The sequence below is a fragment of the Aquibium carbonis genome (assembly GCF_003970795.1).
Taxonomy (GTDB): Bacteria; Pseudomonadota; Alphaproteobacteria; order Rhizobiales; family Rhizobiaceae; genus Aquibium; species Aquibium carbonis.
In genome coordinates, this window is sequence record NZ_RWKW01000069.1 from 34,874 (window position 1) to 52,500 (window position 17,627).

The following is a 17,627-nucleotide window of genomic DNA, read 5'->3' on the forward strand; positions in this document are numbered from 1 at the left end:
CGTTCAGGAGATGAAAATGGATTATTCGCTCGAAGTCGAAAACAGCTACGCGGTGCGGGGTTGGTACTCCGTCGTCCACGAAGTGCTGCATGACGGCGGGAAGCCCGGGGAACCGCTGATCAAGGCCGCCGTGGGTGTCGTCATCCGCAATCCGTTCGCGGGAAAGTTCGTCGCCGACCTGGCGGAACTGATGAAGCCCAGCCCGGCCATCGGCCATGCGCTCGGCGCCCGCGCCGCCGCCCTGCTTCGCGGCCGTCCGGTCGAAAGCTACGGCAAGGGCGGCATCGCCGGCACGTCGGGCGAGCAGGAGCACGTGGTGGCCTGCATCACCACCGCGTTCGGCGATCCCCTGCGCGAGCAGGTGGGTGGCGGCAAGGCCTGGATCTCCTCGGCCAGCAAGGTCGCGGCCGCCGGGACGGCGATCGACATTCCGCTCGCCCACAAGGACGAACTCTACATCCGATCGCACTACGACGCGGTGACGTTTTCGGTGCCCGACGGTCCGCGTCCGGACGAACTGCTGATCTGCGTCGCGGTCGCGACCGGCTCGCGCGTTCACCAGCGGGTCGGCGGCAAGACCGTCGCGGACTTCGCCGTGTCCGCCTGAAACACACGAGAACTGGAAGGACATCGAAATGCCCCTGAACATCAAGGATCTGAAGATCACGTCGTCGGACTTCGAGCCGCTCGGCAAGCTGCGCGACGAGCACGCAGGCGACAAGGGCAACAAGCTGCCGCGCCTGACGGTGAGCGGCGTTCCGGCCGAGGCGAAGGAACTGGCGGTGATCTGCCACGACCCCGACGCGCCGCTGGCGAACGGTTTCACGCACTGGACTGTCTACGGCATCGACCCCAGGGCCACCGACCTGTCGGACGCTCAGGAGAAGTACCGGGTGGGTCCGAACGGCGCGGGCGCCATGCAGTACTACGGACCTCAGCCGCCGGCCGGCCACGGCATTCACCATTACTACTTCTGGGTGTATGCCCTCGACACGAGCGTGGAGGGAACGCCGACTCGCGAAGAGTTCCTGCAGCGGTACGCCGACAACATCATCGAGCAGAACCGCATCGTCGGGCTCTACGAGAACAAGTGATTTCGAAGGCTTCGGCGGCCAACAAAAACAACAACATCGCCGTCGTTGCCGAATGGGAGACCAAGACATGACCGACTACAGCTCCGTCCATCGGCAGCTTTTCCAGGATCTCGTGACGGCGACGAAAATCCTGGTGCACGAAGGCGTCATGGACGTCTTCGGCCATATCAGCGCCCGCGATCCCGAAGATCCGGGCAGCTTCTTCCTGGCCGGGAAGCTCGCGCCCACCGTCATCACCACGGACGACTTCCTGCGCTTCAATCTCGACGGCGAAACCACCGACAACCGTCCGTCCTACCTGGAACGCTACATCCACAGCGAGATCTACAAGGCGCGGCCGGACGTCCAGTGCGTGCTCCACACCCATTCGCCGGCCGTGCTGCCCTATTGCTTCACCGACACGCCGCTGCGGCCGGTGACGCACATGGGCGCGTTCATGGGCGAATCCGTGCCTGTCTACGAAATCCGCGACAAGCTCGGCGACGCGACGGATCTGTTCGGCGGCAGCCCGAGCGTCTGCGCCGACATCGCCGAAAGCCTCGGCCAGGCGCCTGTGGTGCTGATGGCGCGCCATGGTGTCGTCAACGTCGGCAACTCCGTCCGCGAGACGGTGTTCCGCGCCTACTATCTCGAGCAGGAAGCCGCCGCGCTGACGGCCGGCCTGCAGGTCGGCAACGTCAAGTATCTGTCGCCGGGCGAGGTCAAGACGGCCGGCAAGCTGGTCGGCGCCCAGATCGATCGCGGCTGGAACCACTGGTCGCAGCGGCTGAGGGAGGCGGGCCTGCTGGCGTGACGTCCGCAAGGACAAGTCGGGCCATTTGACGCAACACCAGAGCGGGAAGGCAACCAACGCAGATGCCGCACGCTGAGAGCTACGATTACGTCATCGTCGGGGCAGGGTCTGCCGGGTGCGTGCTCGCCAACCGGCTGAGCGCGGACCCGGCCTGCAAGGTGCTCCTGCTGGAAGCCGGCGGCTGGGATCGCGATCCGATGATCCACATCCCGCTGGGCTGGGGGAAGATCCTCACCGAACGCCGTCACGACTGGATGTATTTCTGCGAACCCGAGCACAATGTCGGCGGCCGCAGGGTCGAATGCGCCCGCGGCAAGGTGATCGGCGGTTCGTCCTCCACCAACGCCATGGCCTATGTGCGCGGCAATCGCGGCGACTACGACCGCTGGGCGGCCGCAGGCCTGACCGACTGGTCCTACGAGAAGGTGCTTCCCTATCTGCGCAGGCAGGAAAGCTGGGAGGGCGGCGAAAGCGCCTATCGCGGCGGCTCCGGTCCGGTCAGCACGCAGTTCTGCCGCTACAAGGACGAGTTGATCGACGCCTTCGCGGAAGCGAGCGTGCAGGCCGGCTATCCCCAAACGCCGGACTACAACGCGGAGCAGCAGATCGGTTTCGGCCGTCTGCAGATGACGATTTCGAAGGGACGCCGCGCCTCGACCGCCACCGCCTATCTGCGGCCGGCGCTGAAGCGTCCCAACCTGACGGTGCTGACCAGGGCGACCGCCACGAAGATCGTGCTCGAGGGCACCCGCGCCACGGGCGTGACCATTCGCCATCGCGGCACGGAACGCACGGTGCTCGCCCGTCGCGAGGTGCTCCTGTCCGGCGGCGTCATCAATACGCCGCAGCTCCTGATGCTGTCGGGCATCGGCGCCCCCGACGAGCTCGCCGCGCATGGCATCCAGACCCAGCTGAACCTGGCGGGCGTGGGCAAGAACCTGCAGGACCATGTGTCGGTCATCCTGATGTATCGGCGCCGGAAGCCCGGACCGTTCCTCAAGATGATGCGCGCCGACCGCATCGGGCTGGACTTCATCAAGACCTTCCTGTCCGGGACGGGCTTTTCGGGCGATGTTCCGGGCGGCGTGGTGGCGTTTCTGAAAAGCGGGCCGGAGCGCCCGTTGCCGGACGTGCAGCTGCTGTTCACGGCAGCTCCGCTGGCGGCCTGGCCCTATTTCGAGCCGTTCAAGGCGCCGTTCCCGGACGGTTTCGCGACGCGGGTCGTGGCGACGCAGCCCGAGAGCAGGGGCGAGGTCAGGCTGGCCTCGGCCGATCCCTCGGCCGCGCCCCTCATCCACCAGAACTTCCTGGCGTCTCCGAAGGACTGGGCGTCCCTGCGCGCCGGCTTCAGGGTCGCGCGCGACCTGGCGGCGCAGCCGTCCATGCAGCCCTTCGTCGCGGCCGAGTTCTTCCCGGGACCCAAGTGCCAGACCGACGAGGAAATCGACGAGCACATCCGCCAGACGTCGATCACCGTGCATCACCCGGCCGGCACCTGCCGCATGGGCGCCGATCCGGAATCCGTGGTGGATCCGCAGCTGCGCGTCCGCGGCCTTGCGGGTCTGCGCGTGGTCGACGCCTCGGTCATGCCCGACCTCGTGTGCGGCAACATCAACGCGGCGGTGATCATGATCGCCGAGAAGGCCGCCGATCTCATCAAGGAAGCGAGTTCGTGATGCGCGATCCTGAACGCCGTCATCGCGACAGCAAGCCGGCCGGCGCATGCGCTCTACGCGCCTTTCAACCGACGCCGGAGGTGGCACGATGATACGACGGGTTGCAATCCTGGGCCTTGGCACGATGGGGCCGGGAATGGCCGCGCGGCTTGCGCGCGGCGGTCTCGACGTGGTGGCCTACGACGTCGCGCCGGCAGCCATCGAGCGCGCCCGGGCGGCGCTGACGGTCGCCGACGGCGTTCTCGACTCGCTTGGGATCGCGCCGCCTTCGGGCGGTGCCGGAACCATCCGCTTCACCGAGGTGATCGCCGATGCCGTGTCCGGCGCCGATCTCGTCATCGAGAACGTGCCGGAAAAGGAGGAGATCAAGGCCGAGGTCTATCGGCAGATCGACGGGCTGATCCCCGCCGACACGATCGTGGCGTCCGATACCTCGGGCATCCCGATCACCCGGCTGCAGGCGCATATCTCCAATCCTGCCCGCATGGTGGGAATGCACTGGTCCAATCCGCCGCACATCATCCCCATGATCGAGGTCATCGCGGGCGAACGGACGGCGCCGGCGACCGTGCAGCTCATCCGCGACCTCATTCGCTCCATCGGGCTGCTTCCGGTGGTGGTGAAGAAGGACGTGCCGGGTTTCGTCGAGAACCGGGTGCTCTACGCCCTGCTGCGCGAGGTGGTCGATCTGGTCGAGCGCGGCGTGATCGAGCCGGAGGACATCGACACCTGCGTGTCCTGGGGCATCGGCTACAAGCTCGCGGTGATCGGGCCCGTGGCGCTGCTCGATATGGCGGGCATGGACATCTACCATTCGGTCTCGTCCTTCCTCAACGCCGATCTCGCGGACCGGAAGGACGTCGCTCCGCTCGTCAGCACGCAGATCGCCTCGGGCAAGCTCGGCATCAAGTCCGGCGAGGGGCTGTACAGCTACACCCCCGACCGGATCGCCGCGCTTCAGCGCGACCGGGCGCGGAAGCTCGTCGCCATCCGGCGCATTCTCGAAGGGGGCGACTAGGTCCATGGCCCATGTCGAGCGCCAGCCCCTGAACGAGGCCGACCGGCAGTCCGCGCCGTCGCGCGTCGCGGGCTTGGCCATGAATGGGCTTCACACGCTGCTCGGTCTGGCGCTGCTTCTGGTCGTGGGCATCAACTTCGTCAACGCCGTCAGCCGGTACCTGCTCGGCGTGTCGCCGCTGGGGGCGGACGAGCTGATGGTCTACATCGTGATCTGGGTGGTCATGGTGGCGGCGGTGCTGTCGCTGATCATGCGGTCGCACATCAACGTCAATCTCCTGCCGATCTACACGTCGGGGCGAACCCGCCACCTCCTTCACGTCATCCATGATGCGGCCGCGGTGCTGGCCTGCGGCTATGCCACCTATGCGTCCTGGCTGTTCATCGGCCGGATCTCGCGGCTCGGCGTCACCTCCATGGGGCTCGGCGTTCCCATGACGGTGCCGCACGCGGCGCTGCTCGCCGGCTTTGCGGGGCTCACCGTCGCCGGGGCCTTCATGCTGGTGCGGGACGTCATCGCGCTGGTTCGCAACGCACCGCACACCAGGATGGCGCCATGATCGCGTCGCTCGCCATCCTGCCGCTGGTTCTGCTTGCCGTCGGTACGCCGATTTTCCTGGTGTTCCTGACCGCCGTGGTGGTGACGATGATGTTCGTCCTGCCCTTGCCGCCGGTGGCCCTCCAGCAGGTGCTGTTCGGCGGCTTCGACAATTATGCGCTGCTCGCCATCCCCTTCTTCGTGTTTGCCGGCGAACTGATGAGCACGAGCGGCATCGCCAATCGCCTGATCAACTGGGCGATGGCGATGGTGGGGCGCGTCCCCGGAAGCCTCGGCGTCGCGACGGTCGGCGCCTCGACGGCGATCGGCGCCATCAGCGGATCCAGCGTCGCGGCCGTCGCGGCCATGGGCAAGACGCTCTACCCGAAGCTGGTCGATGCCGGCTACGGCAAGGCGCGGGCCGGCGGCCTGATCGCGTCGAGCGGGGCGATCGACATCGCCATTCCGCCCAGCATCGCCATGATCCTCTATGGCCTGGCGGCGGAGCAATCGATCCCGCGGCTTTTCATCGCCGGGGTCCTGCCGGGGCTCCTGATGGCGCTGATGCTGGCCGGCTTCATCGTCATCGTCGCCGTGAGGAACCGCATTCCCAGCCAGGGGCGTTTCGAGCCCGGCATTGCCTTCAAGGCGACGAAAGACGCGTTTTGGGCGCTGCTGATGCCCGTCTTCGTGCTCGGCGGCATCTACAACGGATGGTTTTCGCCGACCGAGGCGGGGGGCTTCGCCTGCGTCTACGCCATCGTGGTGGCGTTGTTCATCTACCGGACCATGACGCTGCGCGAGGTGGTGCGGGCGGCCGGCAACGCCGCGATGCTGACGGGCCAGATCATGATCATCGTCGCGGCGGCGAGCGTGATCACCTGGATGCTGACCACGCAGGGGGTTCCGCAGGCGATCATCGCCTGGATCAACGCGCTGCAGCTCACCCCGTTCATGTTCCTTCTCGCCATCAACGCGGTGCTCTTGGTGATCGGCTGCTTCCTCGACCCGACGTCGGCGATCCTGGTCTTCGCGCCCTTGCTGGTTCCCATCGCGGTCTCGCTGGGCATCGACCCGATCCACTTCGGCATCGTCATGACGGTCAATCTGGCGATCGGCATGTTCACGCCGCCGTTCGGCCTGAACATCTTCGTGGCGCAGTCGGTCACCGGGCTGCCGGTCCATGCGCTCTACCGCGGCGTCGCGCCCTTCGTGGTCGTGCTCATCCTGGCACTGCTGATCATCACCTACGTGCCGGCCCTGTCGCTGGCACTCGGCCAATCTCTCTAGCAAAAAAAAGGGAACACCATGCTGTCGAAACTCCTCAGAATCGCCGCGGTCGGCACCGCCCTGGCCCTGGTCTCGCTGGCGCCGGCTGCCGCGCAGAGCACGATGAAACTGGCCAGCGCCACCATCAACGACGTCCAGCACGAGTGGCAGAAGGTCTTCGCCGCAGAGCTGGAGGCCCGGATCGGCGACGCCGTGAAGACCGAGATCTATCCGGCGAGCCAGCTCGGGGCGATTCCCCGCATGGCCGAGGGCGTGCTGCTCGGAACGATCGAGGCCTTCACGACCCCGACGTCCTTCATGACCAACGTCGATCCGCGCTTCCAGGCGTTCGACGTGCCGGGGCTGTTCAAGTCTCCCGACGACGTGCGGGCGGCCATCCATGATCAGGATTATCGCGGCCATCTCGAAGAGCTCTTCCTCGACAAGGGGCTGCGCGTCATCGGCGCGATCTACAACAGCCCGACGGTCGTCTTCACGAAGGCCGACGTGACGACGCTCGAGGGACTGCGTGGACTGAAGATCCGCACCTTCGCATCGCCGCTCCAGATCAAGCCGATGGAGCTGCTGGGCGCCACGCCGCTGCCGCTCGCGCTGACGGAGGTCATCCCGCAGCTCGAATCCGGCGGCCTGGACGGCATGCTGGTCGGCATGCCGATCCTGACGGCGTTCAAGTATTACGACGTCGGCAAGAACATCCTCGACCTGCGTTTCGCCGAGATCGTTTCGGTGACCGTCGTCAACGAGGAATGGTTCCAGGCGCAGACCGACGAGGCCAAGGCCGCCATCGTCGAGGCAGGCCGCGCCGCCGAAGAGCAGGTCTTCCCGTGGGGCGTGGAGAACGTCGAGAAGACCTACAAGGTCTGGACCGACAATGGCGGCAAGATCAACGAACTGTCGGCGGAAGACCAGGCGACGATGGAAGACGGGTTCTCCAGGCTCGCCGCCGAGCTTCTGGCCGCCGACCCGGCGGTCAAGGCCGAATATGACCGTCTTCAGGCGCTGGTCGCCGCCAGGGCAAACCAGTGAGCGGGCTGACCGGCCCGGGTTCAGCGGCAGGTCAGGCCGGCGCCTTCGGCCCGGCAGTCGAGCCGTCGCGCCTGCGGCTGGTCACGACCCAGGTCGAGATCGAAGCGCGTCTCGTAGGTGCGGCCTTCCACGCCGCACCAGGCGCGCTCGAGCGGAAGCGCCTCGCCATGCACGTTCATCGTCGCCCAGGCGCCGCTCACCGTGTCGTAGCGCAGGTCGAGGCTGGCCTGCTGGCCGGGCTCGATGCTCGCCAGGTCGGCGGCGAACCAGTGCGCGATCTCGGCCTGGCAGCGAATGACGGCATCGCCGGAATTTCGAACGTCGACGGGGAGGCGAACCAGCCCGCGAGGGTCCACCGTCTCCGCGGCGGCGACGGGAAACATGAACACCGCACAGGCGGCTCCAGCAAGAAGGAGATGTGAACGCACGAAAACAGACCTCCGGTGCAAGTGTCTCGGAGCAATAGCAAAATTACGTGGAACGTCATCGTCAAAACTCAAAATGGGAGACTGAAATGACAACCAACCTGATCAAGCGCGGCGTTCTCGCCGCAGTGACCGCGGTGTTCATGGCCGGAACGGCGATCGCCGCCGACGTGAAGTCCATCGCCATCATGACCCCGGAAGAAGGCACCGATTTCGGCTGGAACCAGCAAGGTGTCGACGCGGCCAAGGCCGCGGCCGAAGCGGCCGGCATCGAGGTGATCGTGGCCTCGGGCCTCGGTTATGGCGATGTGCGCCCGGCCCTGCGTGAAATCGCCGCCGACGGCGCCAGCCTCATCATCGCGCATGCCAGCGGCTATGCGACGTCGGCGCCCGAAATCGCCGAGGAGACCAGCGTGCCGGTCGCGATCGTGGATTCGCCGCAGGCGCTGAAGGCCGGCCTGGTGGCCGACTACACGCTGAGCGGACACGAGGGCGCCTATCTGGCGGGCCGCATGGCCGCCAAGATGAGCCGGTCCAAGCATGTCGGCATCGTCGTGTCCGGCGAGCCGCCGTCGTGGAACTCGCAGTCGGCCGGCTTCGCGCAGGGCGTCAAGGCGGAGAACCCCGAGGTGAAGATCACCTACGCCGTGATCGGGCCCGCCGCCTACAGCGATGCGGCCGGTGGCCGGCGCGTGACCGAAAGCGTGATCGCGGCCGGCGCCGACATCATCTTCGGCCAGGGCAACGGTTCCAGCTTCGGCATGCTTCAGGCGGTCGAGACGACCGCGGCCGCCGATGGCGGCAAGGTGCTCTTCATCGACGTGATCGGCGACAAGACCTCGGTCGGCAAGGGCTTCCTGCTCTCCTCGGTCGTGTGGGACATCACCCCGGTCTATGCGGCGATGATCAAGGATCTGCAGGACGATACCTTCGGAACCAAGCGCTATGCGATCGGTCTCGCCGACGATTCGGTGAAGCTGCTCAAGACCGACGAGATCCCGGACGACGTCTGGACCGATGTCCAGGCGATCCGCGAGCAGATGCTCTCGGGCGAGATCACGATCGAGCCGGTCTTCGAGGCGACCGCGGTTCGGGCATTGATGACCGACGTGTCCGCGGCCGCGCAGTAGCGGGCGCAGACAGGCGGGAGGGGCGAACTGCTCCTTCCGCCACCAAGCCAGCAGAACAGGATTACCGATCACCATGTTGCAGCCGCAGCAACCGGCCCCGCCCATCATCGTGCTGGAAGGCGTCACGAAGCGATTTCCGGGCATCGTCGCCAATGACCGCGTCGACCTCGCCATCCGCGCAGGCGAGGTGCACGTGCTGCTGGGCGAGAACGGCGCCGGCAAGTCCACGCTCATCGGCATGCTGTCGGGACTGCAGCAGCCCGACGGCGGACGGATCCTGATCGACGGCAAGGAGATCGCCATCCGCTCTCCGAGCCATGCCCTGTCGCTCGGCATCGGCACCGTCTTCCAGCACAACATGCTGGTGCCCACGCTCACCGTCGCGGAAAACCTGGCGCTGGGCGGACCCTGGTGGCAGCGCCCGAAGATCGCCGAACTGAGCGTCCGCGTTGCCGAAATCGCGCGGCCGCTGGGCATCGAGATCAATCTGAGCGCTCAAGTCTCCGAACTGTCCCTCGGCGAACAGCAGCAGGTCGAGATCGTGCGTGCGCTGCTGCGCGACAGCCGCGTGCTGATTCTCGACGAGGCGACGTCGATGCTGACGCCGCAGGGCGCAGCCGAGCTTGGAGCGCTGATGCGCCGCCTGGTCGAGCGCGGCCTCGCCGTCGTCTTCATCACGCACAAGCTGGGCGAAGCCGCCGATTTCGGCGACCGCGTCTCCGTGCTCAAGCTCGGCCGCAAGGTGGGCGACATCGCGCCGGAACGGCTTGGCGCGCTTGGCCGCGAAGCGCTGGTCGACGAGATCGTGACCCTGATGTTCGGCCGTCAGGCCGACGGCGATGCGGTCTCGATTCCGCCCCGTGCCGCCAATGACGACACCTTGCTAGAGGTACGCGACCTGAACGTCGCGTCCGTGTCGGATGCCCCGGCGCTGGAGGCGATCTCCTTCAAAGTCGGACGCGGCGAAATCCTCGGCATCGCCGGCATCGACGGAAACGGCCAGAAACAGCTCGCGGAAGCACTGGCGGGTCAGCTTTCGGCCAGCAGCGGCAGCGTGATCCTGGCGGGGGAGCGTTTCGATGGGCTCGACGTCGGCGGACGCCGCCGCAAGGGCCTGCGCTACCTCACCGACGACCGTCTGGGCGAGGGGACCGTCGGAACGTTCCCGGTCTCGATCAACTATTTCCTGAAGCAGATCGGCGATCCGCCCTTGTGGAGGTCCGGCATGGAACGGACGCGCGAGATCGAGGGGCGGGCCAGGGAACTGACACGACAGTTCGATGTCAGGACGCCCGGCGTCGCAACGCCGATCGGCCGCCTGTCGGGCGGCAACATCCAGAAGGTGCTGATTGCTCGCGAACTGGCGGACGGGGCGCAGGCGGTGATCTTCAACAAGCCCACCTACGGCCTCGACCTCGCCAACACGCTCGCGACGCGGCAGCGCATTCGCGACATCGCCGGGCAGGGCCTGGCGGTGCTCCTGATCTCGACCGATCTCGAGGAGCTCCTGTCCATGTGCCACCGCATCGCCGTGATTTCCCAGGGCCGCATCGTCGGCACCGTCGAGAATGGCGAGGGTGCGGGTGAGCGGGTCGGCCGTCTCATGATTGGACTTGCCGCATGACCGACAACACCAGCCCCGCAACCAGCCGTGCCGTGGACGTGGTGGCCGCCGAGCCCGTCGGGCGCGAGATCGGCCGCCGCCTTCTCATCACGCTGGGGCCGATCCTGATATCCCTCGTCCTGGCGGGCGGCGTGCTGGTCGCCGTCGGCGTCGATCCGCTCGCCTATTACGGGCTCGTGGTCGAGCGCGGGCTCCTGTCGCCGCTGGGGCTGCAGCAGACGCTGACGCGCATGGCGCCGCTGCTCTTCATCGCGGCGGGCCTGATCGTCGCCTTCCGGGCCGGTATGTGGAATCTGGGCGGCGACGGCCAGTTCCTGCTCGGCGCCGTCAGCGCGGCGGCGAGCGCGCCCTTCCTGGTGCAGGCGCTGCCCGGCTGGCTCGCGCTTTTCGCGGCCTTCCTGATCGCCACGGCGGTCGCCATGGTCTGGTCGCTCGTTCCGGCGCTCTTGCGCGCCTATCAGGGCGTGAACGAGATCATCACCACGCTGATGATGTCGTTTCTCGGCGTGTCGCTCGCCAACGTGCTGGTCAAGCTCGTCTTCCTCGACCCCGGCACGACCGTGCCGCAGACCCGCACGCTGGCGGTGGCCGACCGCCTGCCGCGCCTGTTCGAGACCACCATCACCAGCGGCCTCGTCTTCGGGCTCGTCGCCATCGTCGTCGTCCACCTGATGATGACCCGCACGGCCTTCGGTCTGCGGTTGAGGATCGTCGGCGCCAATCCGCGCGCGGCGGTGCATGCCGGCCTCGACGTGCCGCTGCTGACGGTCGCCGTCTTTGCGATCTCGGCCGGGCTGGTCGGCATGGGCGGGGCGATCGACATCATCGGCATCCAGGGCAACGTGCGGGCCGACTGGAACCCGGCCTACGGCCTGGCCGTGATTCCCGTCGTCTTCCTGGCGCGCATGAACGGCTTTGCGGCGATCGGCTTCGTGTTCCTGCTGTCGGTGCTGTCGATCGGCGGCGAGAGCGCGGCGCGGCGTCTCGGCGTGCCGCAGCATTTCACCCTCGTCCTGATCTCGATCGTCCTGATCACGCTGGCGATCGCGGAGTATCTGGACAACCGGCTGAACCAGGCGCGGAGGGCTTGAGCGATGAGCGGATTTCTCAGTGACACCTTCCTGGCGGCCCTGCTCTTCGGCGCGGTGACGGCGGCCATCCCCCTGCTCCTGGCCGGGCTCGGCGAGCAGATGTCGGAAAAGGCCGGCGTGCTCAACATCGGCATCGAGGGCATGATGATCACGGGCGCCTATCTCGGCTTCGTGGGCGCCTACTATTCCGAATCGCTCTGGCTCGGCTTCCTCACGGGGGCCGTGGGCGGCATCGCCGTGGCCGCCCTCATGGCGCTGCTGTGCGTGCGCATCGGCCTCAACCAGATCGTCATCGGCATTGCCCTGACCCTCGGACTGGAAGGCCTCACGGCCATCCTCCACCACTTCCAGTTTTCCCGCTCCTATCCGCGGCTGCCGGCTGCCGAGGTGACGGCGATCCCGTTCCTCTCCGACATCCCGGTGCTGGGACCGGCGCTGTTCCGGCATCACCTGATCGTCTACCTCGCGGTGGCGATGGTCGTGGTGATGGTCTGGGTCTACCGGCGCACGCAGCTGGGGCTCAACCTGCAGGCCGCGGGCGACAAGCCGGCCGCACTCGACGTCGCCGGCATCGACGTCATCCGCACACGCACCGTGGCGGTGCTGTTCACCGGCGGCATGGCCGGACTGGGCGGCGCCTACCTCGCCAATGTCGGGGCCGGGCTGTTCATTCCCTTCATCACGAACGGGGCCGGGTTCCTCGGCATCGTTCTGGCGATGCTGGCGCGGGGCCGGCCGCTCTGGGTGCTCATCGGCGCGCTGATCTTCGGCGCCAGCCTGTCGCTGACCACCGCCGCGCAGGTGGCCGGCATCAACATTCCCACCGACCTCATCCAGATGCTGCCGTTCCTGGCGGTGATGGCGATGCTGGTTCTCTTCGGCCGCCGGGCCAGCCTCCCGGCTGCCCTTGGAATTCCCTACGAGCGCGGAGCGCGCTGACAGAGCAACGACGCGGCGGGAACCCGCGCAAAAGAAGGAGAGTGAATCATGACGGACACCAAGGTCTACCTGCTCGATGGGGGTTCCCTCGTCATCGACGGCTATCACGTCTTCTGGAACCGCGGCCCGGCCGGCGAGGTGCGTTTCCCGGTCTATTCGATCCTGGTCGAGCACGCGGAAGGCCGCTTCCTGTTCGACACGGGCTTCGATTACGACCATGTCATGAAGGTACTTCCCTTCGAAAAGCCCATGCAGACGAAGGAGCAGACGATCCCCGGTGCGCTCGGCCTGATCGGGCTCGAGCCGAAGGACGTGAACGTCGTCTTCAATTCGCATTTTCACTTCGACCATTGCGGCGGCAACAAGCATCTCCCGGATGCCAAGAAGATCTGCCACAGGCTGGAAGTGCCACAGGCCTGCAACCCGCAGCCGTTCGAGCATCTCGGCTATTCCGACGTCAGCTTCTCAGCCGAAGCGGCCGAGGCGAGGGGGATGACCGACCAGCTCATGGCCGGCACGACCCGCGCCAATTCCACCTTCGAGGGCATCGAGGGCGATGTCGAGCTCGCCAAGGGCGTCCATCTGATCTTCACGCCGGGGCACTCGATCGGACACTACAGCCTGCTGGTCGAGTTCCAGACCCGCCGCCCGATCCTGTTCACGATCGACGCCGCCTACACGCAAAAGAGCCTCGAGACGCTGTGCCAGGCCTCCTTCCACATCGATCCCGTCGCTGGCGTCGCGTCCATGCACCGTGTCCGGAAACTGGCCGAGGAGAAGGACGCCGAGCTGATGTATTCGCACGATATGGAAAACTACAGGACCTACCGCACCGGCACTCAGTTCTACGGCTGAGGTGGGATCATGCGCTATTCAGACCACGCCGAGCCGGTGCTCACGCTCACCTCCGGGCCGGTCAACGCCTATCCGGACGTGCTGCGCGGCCTCGGGCGAACCGTCCTCTACGACTACGACCCGGCCTTCCAGGCCTTTTACGAGAAGGTCGTCGACAAGACCCGGAGGGCCATGCGGCTCTCGACCCGGCCGGTCATCCTGCACGGGGAGCCGGTGCTGGGTCTCGAGGCCGCGGCTGCGTCGCTGATCACCCCTGGCGACACCGTCCTCAACCTCGCGTCGGGCGTCTACGGCAAGGGCTTCGGCTACTGGGCGAAGCGCTATTCGCCCAATCTGCTGGAGATCGAGACGGCCTACAACGAGGCGATCGATCCGCAGGCCGTCCGCGACATGCTCCGCGAGCATCCGGAGGTATCGGTCGTCTCGGTCTGCCACCACGACACGCCGTCGGGCACGATCAACCCGATCGACGAGATCGGCGCGCTGGTCTCGGCGCATGGCGCGTATCTGATCGTGGATGCGGTGTCGTCGTTCGGCGGGATGAAGACCCATCCCGAGGATTGCAAGGCCGACCTCTATGTCACCGGGCCGAACAAGTGCCTCGGCGCGCCGCCGGGACTGACCATGATGGGCGTCAGCCCGCGCGCCTGGGACAAGATGAAGGCGAATCCGGCGGCGCCCCGCGCCTCGATGCTGTCCATCCTCGACTGGGAGCAGGCCTGGTCGCGCGCGGAGCCGTTCCCGTTCACCCCGTCGGTCGCCGAGATGAACGGCCTCGACGTGGCGCTCGACCTCTATCTGGGCGAGGGGCCCGAGGCGGTCTGGGCGCGCCACGCGCTGACCGCCAAGGCCACGCGCGCCGGCATCCGCGCCATGGGACTGTCCCTGTGGGCCGCGCGGGAGGCGATCGCCTCGCCGACGACGACGGCGGTCAGGACGCCCGACGGCATCGATGAAGCCGCGCTGCGGCGCGCCGTGCGCGCTCGCTACGGCGTCGTCTTCTCGTCGGGTCGAAGCGAGACGCTGGGCAAGCTCACCCGCATCGGACACATGGGACCGACCGCCCAGCCGATCTACGCCGTGGCCGCGCTCGCGGCCCTCGGCGGCGCGCTGCGGGCCGAGGGATACGAGGCCGACGTCGGGGCCGCCGTCGCGGCGGCGATGGCCGTGAGCGACGCAGACGCATGATGAACCAGTTCAGGACAAGAGGAGAGCAAGAATGAGCGGAAGACTTTCAGGGCGCACGGCGCTGGTCACCGGTGCGGCCCAGGGCATCGGCAAGGCGATTGCGGCGCGTCTCGCCGCCGATGGCGCCAAGGTAATCGTCAGCGACATGAACGGCGAGGGCGCGACGGCCGCCGCGGCGGAGATCGGCAAGGGGGCGTTCGCCATCACGGCCGACGTCACCGACCCCGAGGCCGTCGCGGCGATGCTCGCCGAGATCGACGGCAAGACGGGGGGCGTCGACATTCTCGTCAACAACGCGTCCATCGTGCCTTTCGTGGCGTGGGACGACGTCGACCTCGCCCACTGGCGCAAGATCATCGACGTGAACCTGACCGGAACCTTCATCGTCACCCGCGCCGCCACCGACCAGATGCGGGCCAGGAACAAGGCCGGCCGGGTGATCTCGATCGCGTCGAACGCCTTCTTCGCCGGCACCCCGAACATGGCCGCCTACGTGGCCGCGAAGGGTGGCGTCGTCGGCTTCACCCGCGCTCTGGCGACCGAGATGGGCAAGTACGGCATCACGGCCAACGCCCTGGCGCCCGGCCTGGTCGAGAGCGACGGCGTCAAGGTGAGCCCGCCCAATGATTCCTTCGATTTCGTGGAGATGCTGCAGGCGGTGAAGGGCAAGGGCCAGCCCGAGCACATCGCCGACGTGGTGGCCTTCCTGGCCTCCGACGACGCGCGCTGGATCACCGGCCAGACCATCAACGTCGATGCGGGCATGGTGCGCTACTGAGGTCCGGATCGCGAACGGCCGGCCCGGGGAACACCGCTACGCCGGGACCACGGGCTGGCCGACCTGGGCAAGGAGCCAGGACAGGAACGCCTGCGCCAGGGCGTTGTCCTGCTTGGCCTCGGGCAACACCACGTAGTAGCCGAGATCGGTGGTCATCGGCTGGTCGAACAGCACCTCGAGGCGGCCCGAGGCGATCTCGTCCTCGATGAGGTACAGCGGCAGCAGCGCGTGGCCCATGCCGCGCACCGCGGCCTCGATGATCATGGCGAACTGGTCGAAACGGTGGCCCCGATAGACGTGCTCGAGGCCCAGCCCGGTCATCCGGGACCAGTCCGCCCAGAGCTTTGGCCGCGTCGCGAGGTGCAGCAGCGGTTGCCCGTCGAGGTCTTCGGGCACCGCGACCCCGCTCGACGCGGCCAGCGCGGGGCTCGCGACCGGCAGGATCACCTCGCTGCACAGATAGGTGCAGGTCGCATGGGCCCAGATCGGCTGGCCGTAGTGGATGGCGAGGTCGAAATCCTCCGCTTTGAGGTCGAAGGGCTGGGCGCGCGACGCAATGTCCACGGCCACCCCCGGATGCCTGGCCAGGAATCCCGGCAGGCGCGGCAGGAGCCAGCGGCTGCCGAAAGTCGGCAGCGTGGCCAGCTTCAGCGCCGTCCGGCCGTCGGCGCTGGAACGCGCCCTGAGCACCATGTCCTCCGCCTGGGTGAGCAGCCGCCGGACCGCCGGCAGCAGCCGATGGCCGGCGCCCGACAGCAGGACGCGCTTGCGGACGCGCTCGAACAGAAGCACGCCGAGCTGCTGTTCCAGGGTCTTGACCTGCCGGCTCACCGCGCTCTGGGTCAAGTTCAGCTCCACTGCCGCCTTGGTGAAGTTGCCGTGCCGCGCGGCTGCCTCGAAGGCTTGCAGGATCGTGAGGTCGGGGATCAGCGTGCGGCTCAGGTTCATTCCGTTCTCGCATCAAGACAGGCCAAGATGGCATGATACGACCCATATGGCCTGGCTTATCATCAAATGCCAGAATGACGACCGGCGATGCCTCGACGGCCGGCGTCGACCGGTGTTGAATTCAGCGCCACCCCGATGGATTGAAGGACGGAGACAATCGATGAGCGCCAGCGTCGACGTGAGACAGGAAACGGCGGAATTGCTCGACAGGCTGGGCGTGGCGCGCGCGGCGTGGACCGGCGGCGACATGGCCTCGTTCAGCCCGGTCAGCGGCGAGCCGATCGCGCAGGTGACGACCGCCTCGGCGGCGGACGCCAACGCCGCGATCGATGCCGCGCACGAGGCCTTCAAGGCCTGGCGGCTGGTGCCGGCGCCGCGGCGCGGCGAGCTGGTGCGGCTGCTGGGCGAGGAGCTGCGCGCGGCCAAGGCCGATCTCGGCCGGCTGGTCTCGATCGAGGCCGGCAAGATCGCCTCGGAGGGGCTCGGCGAAGTGCAGGAGATGATCGACATCTGCGACTTCGCGGTCGGCCTCTCGCGCCAGCTCTACGGCCTGACCATCGCCACCGAGCGCCCCGGCCACCGGATGATGGAGACCTGGCACCCGCTCGGCGTCGTCGGCATCATCTCGGCCTTCAACTTCCCAGTCGCGGTGTGGTCGTGGAACGCGGCGCTGGCGCTCGTCGCCGGCAACAGCATCGTCTGGAAGCCGTCGGAGAAGACGCCGCTGACCGGGCTTGCCTCGCAGGCCATCCTGGAGCGGGCGCTGGCGCGCTTCGGCGACGCGCCGAAGCACCTGTCGCAGGTGCTGATCGGCGACCGCGCGGTGGGCGAGGCGCTGGTCGACCATGAAAAGGTGGCGCTGGTGTCGGCCACCGGCTCGACGCGGATGGGCCGCGAGGTCGGCCCGCGCCTGGCGAAGCGCTTCGCGCGCTCGATCCTGGAGCTCGGCGGCAACAATGCCGGCATCGTCTGCCCCTCGGCCGATCTCGACATGGCGCTGCGCGCGGTGGCCTTCGGCGCCATGGGCACGGCCGGCCAGCGCTGCACCACGCTGCGGCGCCTGTTCGTGCACGACAGCGTCTACGACCAGCTCGTGCCGCGCCTGAAAAAGGCCTATGAGAGCGTCTCGGTCGGCAATCCTCTGGAGACGTCGGCGCTGGTGGGGCCGCTGATCGACAAACAGGCCTTCGAGGGGATGCAGAAGGCGCTGGCGGC

At 67.4% G+C, this 17,627-nt stretch carries 18 protein-coding genes; 16 read left to right on the forward strand and 2 right to left on the reverse strand.

What is annotated here, in order from left to right:
* Positions 1 to 16: 16 nt before the first annotated feature.
* The 8 genes from EJC49_RS17825 to EJC49_RS17860 all read left to right on the forward strand — a co-directional run bounded on the left by EJC49_RS17825 (position 17) and on the right by EJC49_RS17860 (position 7,434).
* Positions 17 to 607 carry an amino acid synthesis family protein gene (locus EJC49_RS17825; RefSeq protein ID WP_126701288.1) on the forward strand — a complete coding sequence of 197 codons (591 nt, stop codon included), beginning with the start codon at positions 17 to 19 and terminating at the stop codon, positions 605 to 607.
* 28 nt (positions 608 to 635) lie between these two features.
* The gene (locus EJC49_RS17830; RefSeq protein WP_126701289.1) at positions 636 to 1,094 is read left to right on the forward strand and encodes a YbhB/YbcL family Raf kinase inhibitor-like protein; all 459 of its coding nucleotides are present in this window, start codon (positions 636 to 638) and stop codon (positions 1,092 to 1,094) included.
* A 67-nt stretch (positions 1,095 to 1,161) separates the two neighbouring features.
* Positions 1,162 to 1,887 carry a class II aldolase/adducin family protein gene (locus EJC49_RS17835; RefSeq protein ID WP_126701290.1) on the forward strand — a complete coding sequence of 242 codons (726 nt, stop codon included), beginning with the start codon at positions 1,162 to 1,164 and terminating at the stop codon, positions 1,885 to 1,887.
* Between the two features lie 62 nt (positions 1,888 to 1,949).
* On the forward strand, positions 1,950 to 3,563 hold the full coding sequence (locus EJC49_RS17840) for a GMC family oxidoreductase (protein ID WP_126701291.1): 1,614 nt from the start codon (positions 1,950 to 1,952) through the stop codon (positions 3,561 to 3,563).
* Positions 3,564 to 3,651: 88 nt separating this feature from the next.
* Positions 3,652 to 4,581, forward strand: a complete 930-nt coding sequence (gene fhmpcd1 / locus EJC49_RS17845; protein ID WP_126701292.1) for a 5-formyl-3-hydroxy-2-methylpyridine 4-carboxylate 5-dehydrogenase — start codon at positions 3,652 to 3,654, stop codon at positions 4,579 to 4,581.
* A 4-nt stretch (positions 4,582 to 4,585) separates the two neighbouring features.
* Positions 4,586 to 5,140, forward strand: a complete 555-nt coding sequence (locus EJC49_RS17850) for a TRAP transporter small permease (protein ID WP_126701293.1) — start codon at positions 4,586 to 4,588, stop codon at positions 5,138 to 5,140.
* The gene (locus tag EJC49_RS17855) at positions 5,137 to 6,408 is read left to right on the forward strand and encodes a TRAP transporter large permease (protein WP_126701294.1); all 1,272 of its coding nucleotides are present in this window, start codon (positions 5,137 to 5,139) and stop codon (positions 6,406 to 6,408) included. The genes EJC49_RS17850 and EJC49_RS17855 overlap by 4 nt, the downstream gene beginning before the upstream one ends.
* Before the next feature lie 18 nt (positions 6,409 to 6,426).
* Positions 6,427 to 7,434, forward strand: a complete 1,008-nt coding sequence (locus EJC49_RS17860) for a TRAP transporter substrate-binding protein (RefSeq protein WP_126701295.1) — start codon at positions 6,427 to 6,429, stop codon at positions 7,432 to 7,434.
* Positions 7,435 to 7,454: 20 nt separating this feature from the next.
* On the opposite strand, the gene EJC49_RS17865 is transcribed toward EJC49_RS17860, so the two are convergent.
* Positions 7,455 to 7,862 (reverse strand): hypothetical protein, encoded by a 408-nt coding sequence (locus tag EJC49_RS17865; RefSeq protein ID WP_126701296.1) that lies wholly within the window; start codon positions 7,860 to 7,862, stop codon positions 7,455 to 7,457.
* 86 nt (positions 7,863 to 7,948) lie between these two features.
* Here EJC49_RS17865 and EJC49_RS17870 point away from each other — a divergent pair, with 86 nt between their 5' ends.
* The 7 genes from EJC49_RS17870 to pldH all read left to right on the forward strand — a co-directional run bounded on the left by EJC49_RS17870 (position 7,949) and on the right by pldH (position 15,464).
* A complete protein-coding gene (locus tag EJC49_RS17870; RefSeq protein WP_126701297.1) occupies positions 7,949 to 8,989 on the forward strand; it encodes a putative B6 ABC transporter substrate-binding protein in 1,041 nt (346 codons plus the stop codon).
* 73 nt (positions 8,990 to 9,062) lie between these two features.
* Positions 9,063 to 10,613, forward strand: a complete 1,551-nt coding sequence (locus EJC49_RS17875) for a putative B6 ABC transporter ATP-binding protein (RefSeq protein ID WP_126701298.1) — start codon at positions 9,063 to 9,065, stop codon at positions 10,611 to 10,613.
* Positions 10,610 to 11,704, forward strand: coding sequence for a putative B6 ABC transporter permease subunit 2 (locus tag EJC49_RS17880; RefSeq protein WP_126701299.1), 1,095 nt, complete (start codon positions 10,610 to 10,612; stop codon positions 11,702 to 11,704). Before EJC49_RS17875 ends, EJC49_RS17880 begins: the two co-directional genes overlap by 4 nt.
* A 3-nt stretch (positions 11,705 to 11,707) precedes the next feature.
* Positions 11,708 to 12,643, forward strand: coding sequence for a putative B6 ABC transporter permease subunit 1 (locus EJC49_RS17885; protein WP_126701300.1), 936 nt, complete (start codon positions 11,708 to 11,710; stop codon positions 12,641 to 12,643).
* A 48-nt stretch (positions 12,644 to 12,691) separates the two neighbouring features.
* Positions 12,692 to 13,498 (forward strand): 4-pyridoxolactonase, encoded by an 807-nt coding sequence (gene pldA, locus EJC49_RS17890; protein ID WP_126701301.1) that lies wholly within the window; start codon positions 12,692 to 12,694, stop codon positions 13,496 to 13,498.
* Positions 13,499 to 13,507: 9 nt separating this feature from the next.
* Entirely contained in the window at positions 13,508 to 14,686 is a 1,179-nt protein-coding gene (gene ppaT / locus EJC49_RS17895) for a pyridoxamine--pyruvate transaminase (RefSeq protein ID WP_126701302.1), read from the forward strand.
* A gap of 31 nt (positions 14,687 to 14,717) precedes the next feature.
* Positions 14,718 to 15,464: a pyridoxal 4-dehydrogenase, SDR-type gene (pldH, locus tag EJC49_RS17900; protein WP_126701303.1), complete on the forward strand. Its 747-nt coding sequence runs from the start codon at positions 14,718 to 14,720 to the stop codon at positions 15,462 to 15,464.
* Positions 15,465 to 15,500: 36 nt separating this feature from the next.
* Here pldH and EJC49_RS17905 read toward each other — a convergent pair whose 3' ends face one another.
* Complete coding sequence (locus tag EJC49_RS17905) at positions 15,501 to 16,412, reverse strand: LysR family transcriptional regulator (RefSeq protein ID WP_126701304.1); 912 nt, start codon at positions 16,410 to 16,412, stop codon at positions 15,501 to 15,503.
* A gap of 160 nt (positions 16,413 to 16,572) precedes the next feature.
* Between EJC49_RS17905 and EJC49_RS17910 the strand changes: the two genes are divergently transcribed.
* Positions 16,573 to 17,627: aldehyde dehydrogenase family protein (locus tag EJC49_RS17910; protein WP_126701305.1), on the forward strand; the 1,055-nt coding region annotated here is incomplete at its 3' end.

Coding starts and splice junctions, on each gene's coding strand:
- EJC49_RS17825 (WP_126701288.1), top strand. CDS start 17: ATGGATTATTCGCTCGAAGTCGAAAACAGCTACGCGGTGCGGGGTTGG.
- EJC49_RS17830 (WP_126701289.1), top strand. CDS start 636: ATGCCCCTGAACATCAAGGATCTGAAGATCACGTCGTCGGACTTCGAG.
- EJC49_RS17835 (WP_126701290.1), top strand. CDS start 1,162: ATGACCGACTACAGCTCCGTCCATCGGCAGCTTTTCCAGGATCTCGTG.
- EJC49_RS17840 (WP_126701291.1), top strand. CDS start 1,950: ATGCCGCACGCTGAGAGCTACGATTACGTCATCGTCGGGGCAGGGTCT.
- fhmpcd1 (WP_126701292.1), top strand. CDS start 3,652: ATGATACGACGGGTTGCAATCCTGGGCCTTGGCACGATGGGGCCGGGA.
- EJC49_RS17850 (WP_126701293.1), top strand. CDS start 4,586: ATGGCCCATGTCGAGCGCCAGCCCCTGAACGAGGCCGACCGGCAGTCC.
- EJC49_RS17855 (WP_126701294.1), top strand. CDS start 5,137: ATGATCGCGTCGCTCGCCATCCTGCCGCTGGTTCTGCTTGCCGTCGGT.
- EJC49_RS17860 (WP_126701295.1), top strand. CDS start 6,427: ATGCTGTCGAAACTCCTCAGAATCGCCGCGGTCGGCACCGCCCTGGCC.
- EJC49_RS17870 (WP_126701297.1), top strand. CDS start 7,949: ATGACAACCAACCTGATCAAGCGCGGCGTTCTCGCCGCAGTGACCGCG.
- EJC49_RS17875 (WP_126701298.1), top strand. CDS start 9,063: ATGTTGCAGCCGCAGCAACCGGCCCCGCCCATCATCGTGCTGGAAGGC.
- EJC49_RS17880 (WP_126701299.1), top strand. CDS start 10,610: ATGACCGACAACACCAGCCCCGCAACCAGCCGTGCCGTGGACGTGGTG.
- EJC49_RS17885 (WP_126701300.1), top strand. CDS start 11,708: ATGAGCGGATTTCTCAGTGACACCTTCCTGGCGGCCCTGCTCTTCGGC.
- pldA (WP_126701301.1), top strand. CDS start 12,692: ATGACGGACACCAAGGTCTACCTGCTCGATGGGGGTTCCCTCGTCATC.
- ppaT (WP_126701302.1), top strand. CDS start 13,508: ATGCGCTATTCAGACCACGCCGAGCCGGTGCTCACGCTCACCTCCGGG.
- pldH (WP_126701303.1), top strand. CDS start 14,718: ATGAGCGGAAGACTTTCAGGGCGCACGGCGCTGGTCACCGGTGCGGCC.
- EJC49_RS17905 (WP_126701304.1), bottom strand. CDS start 16,412: ATGAACCTGAGCCGCACGCTGATCCCCGACCTCACGATCCTGCAAGCC.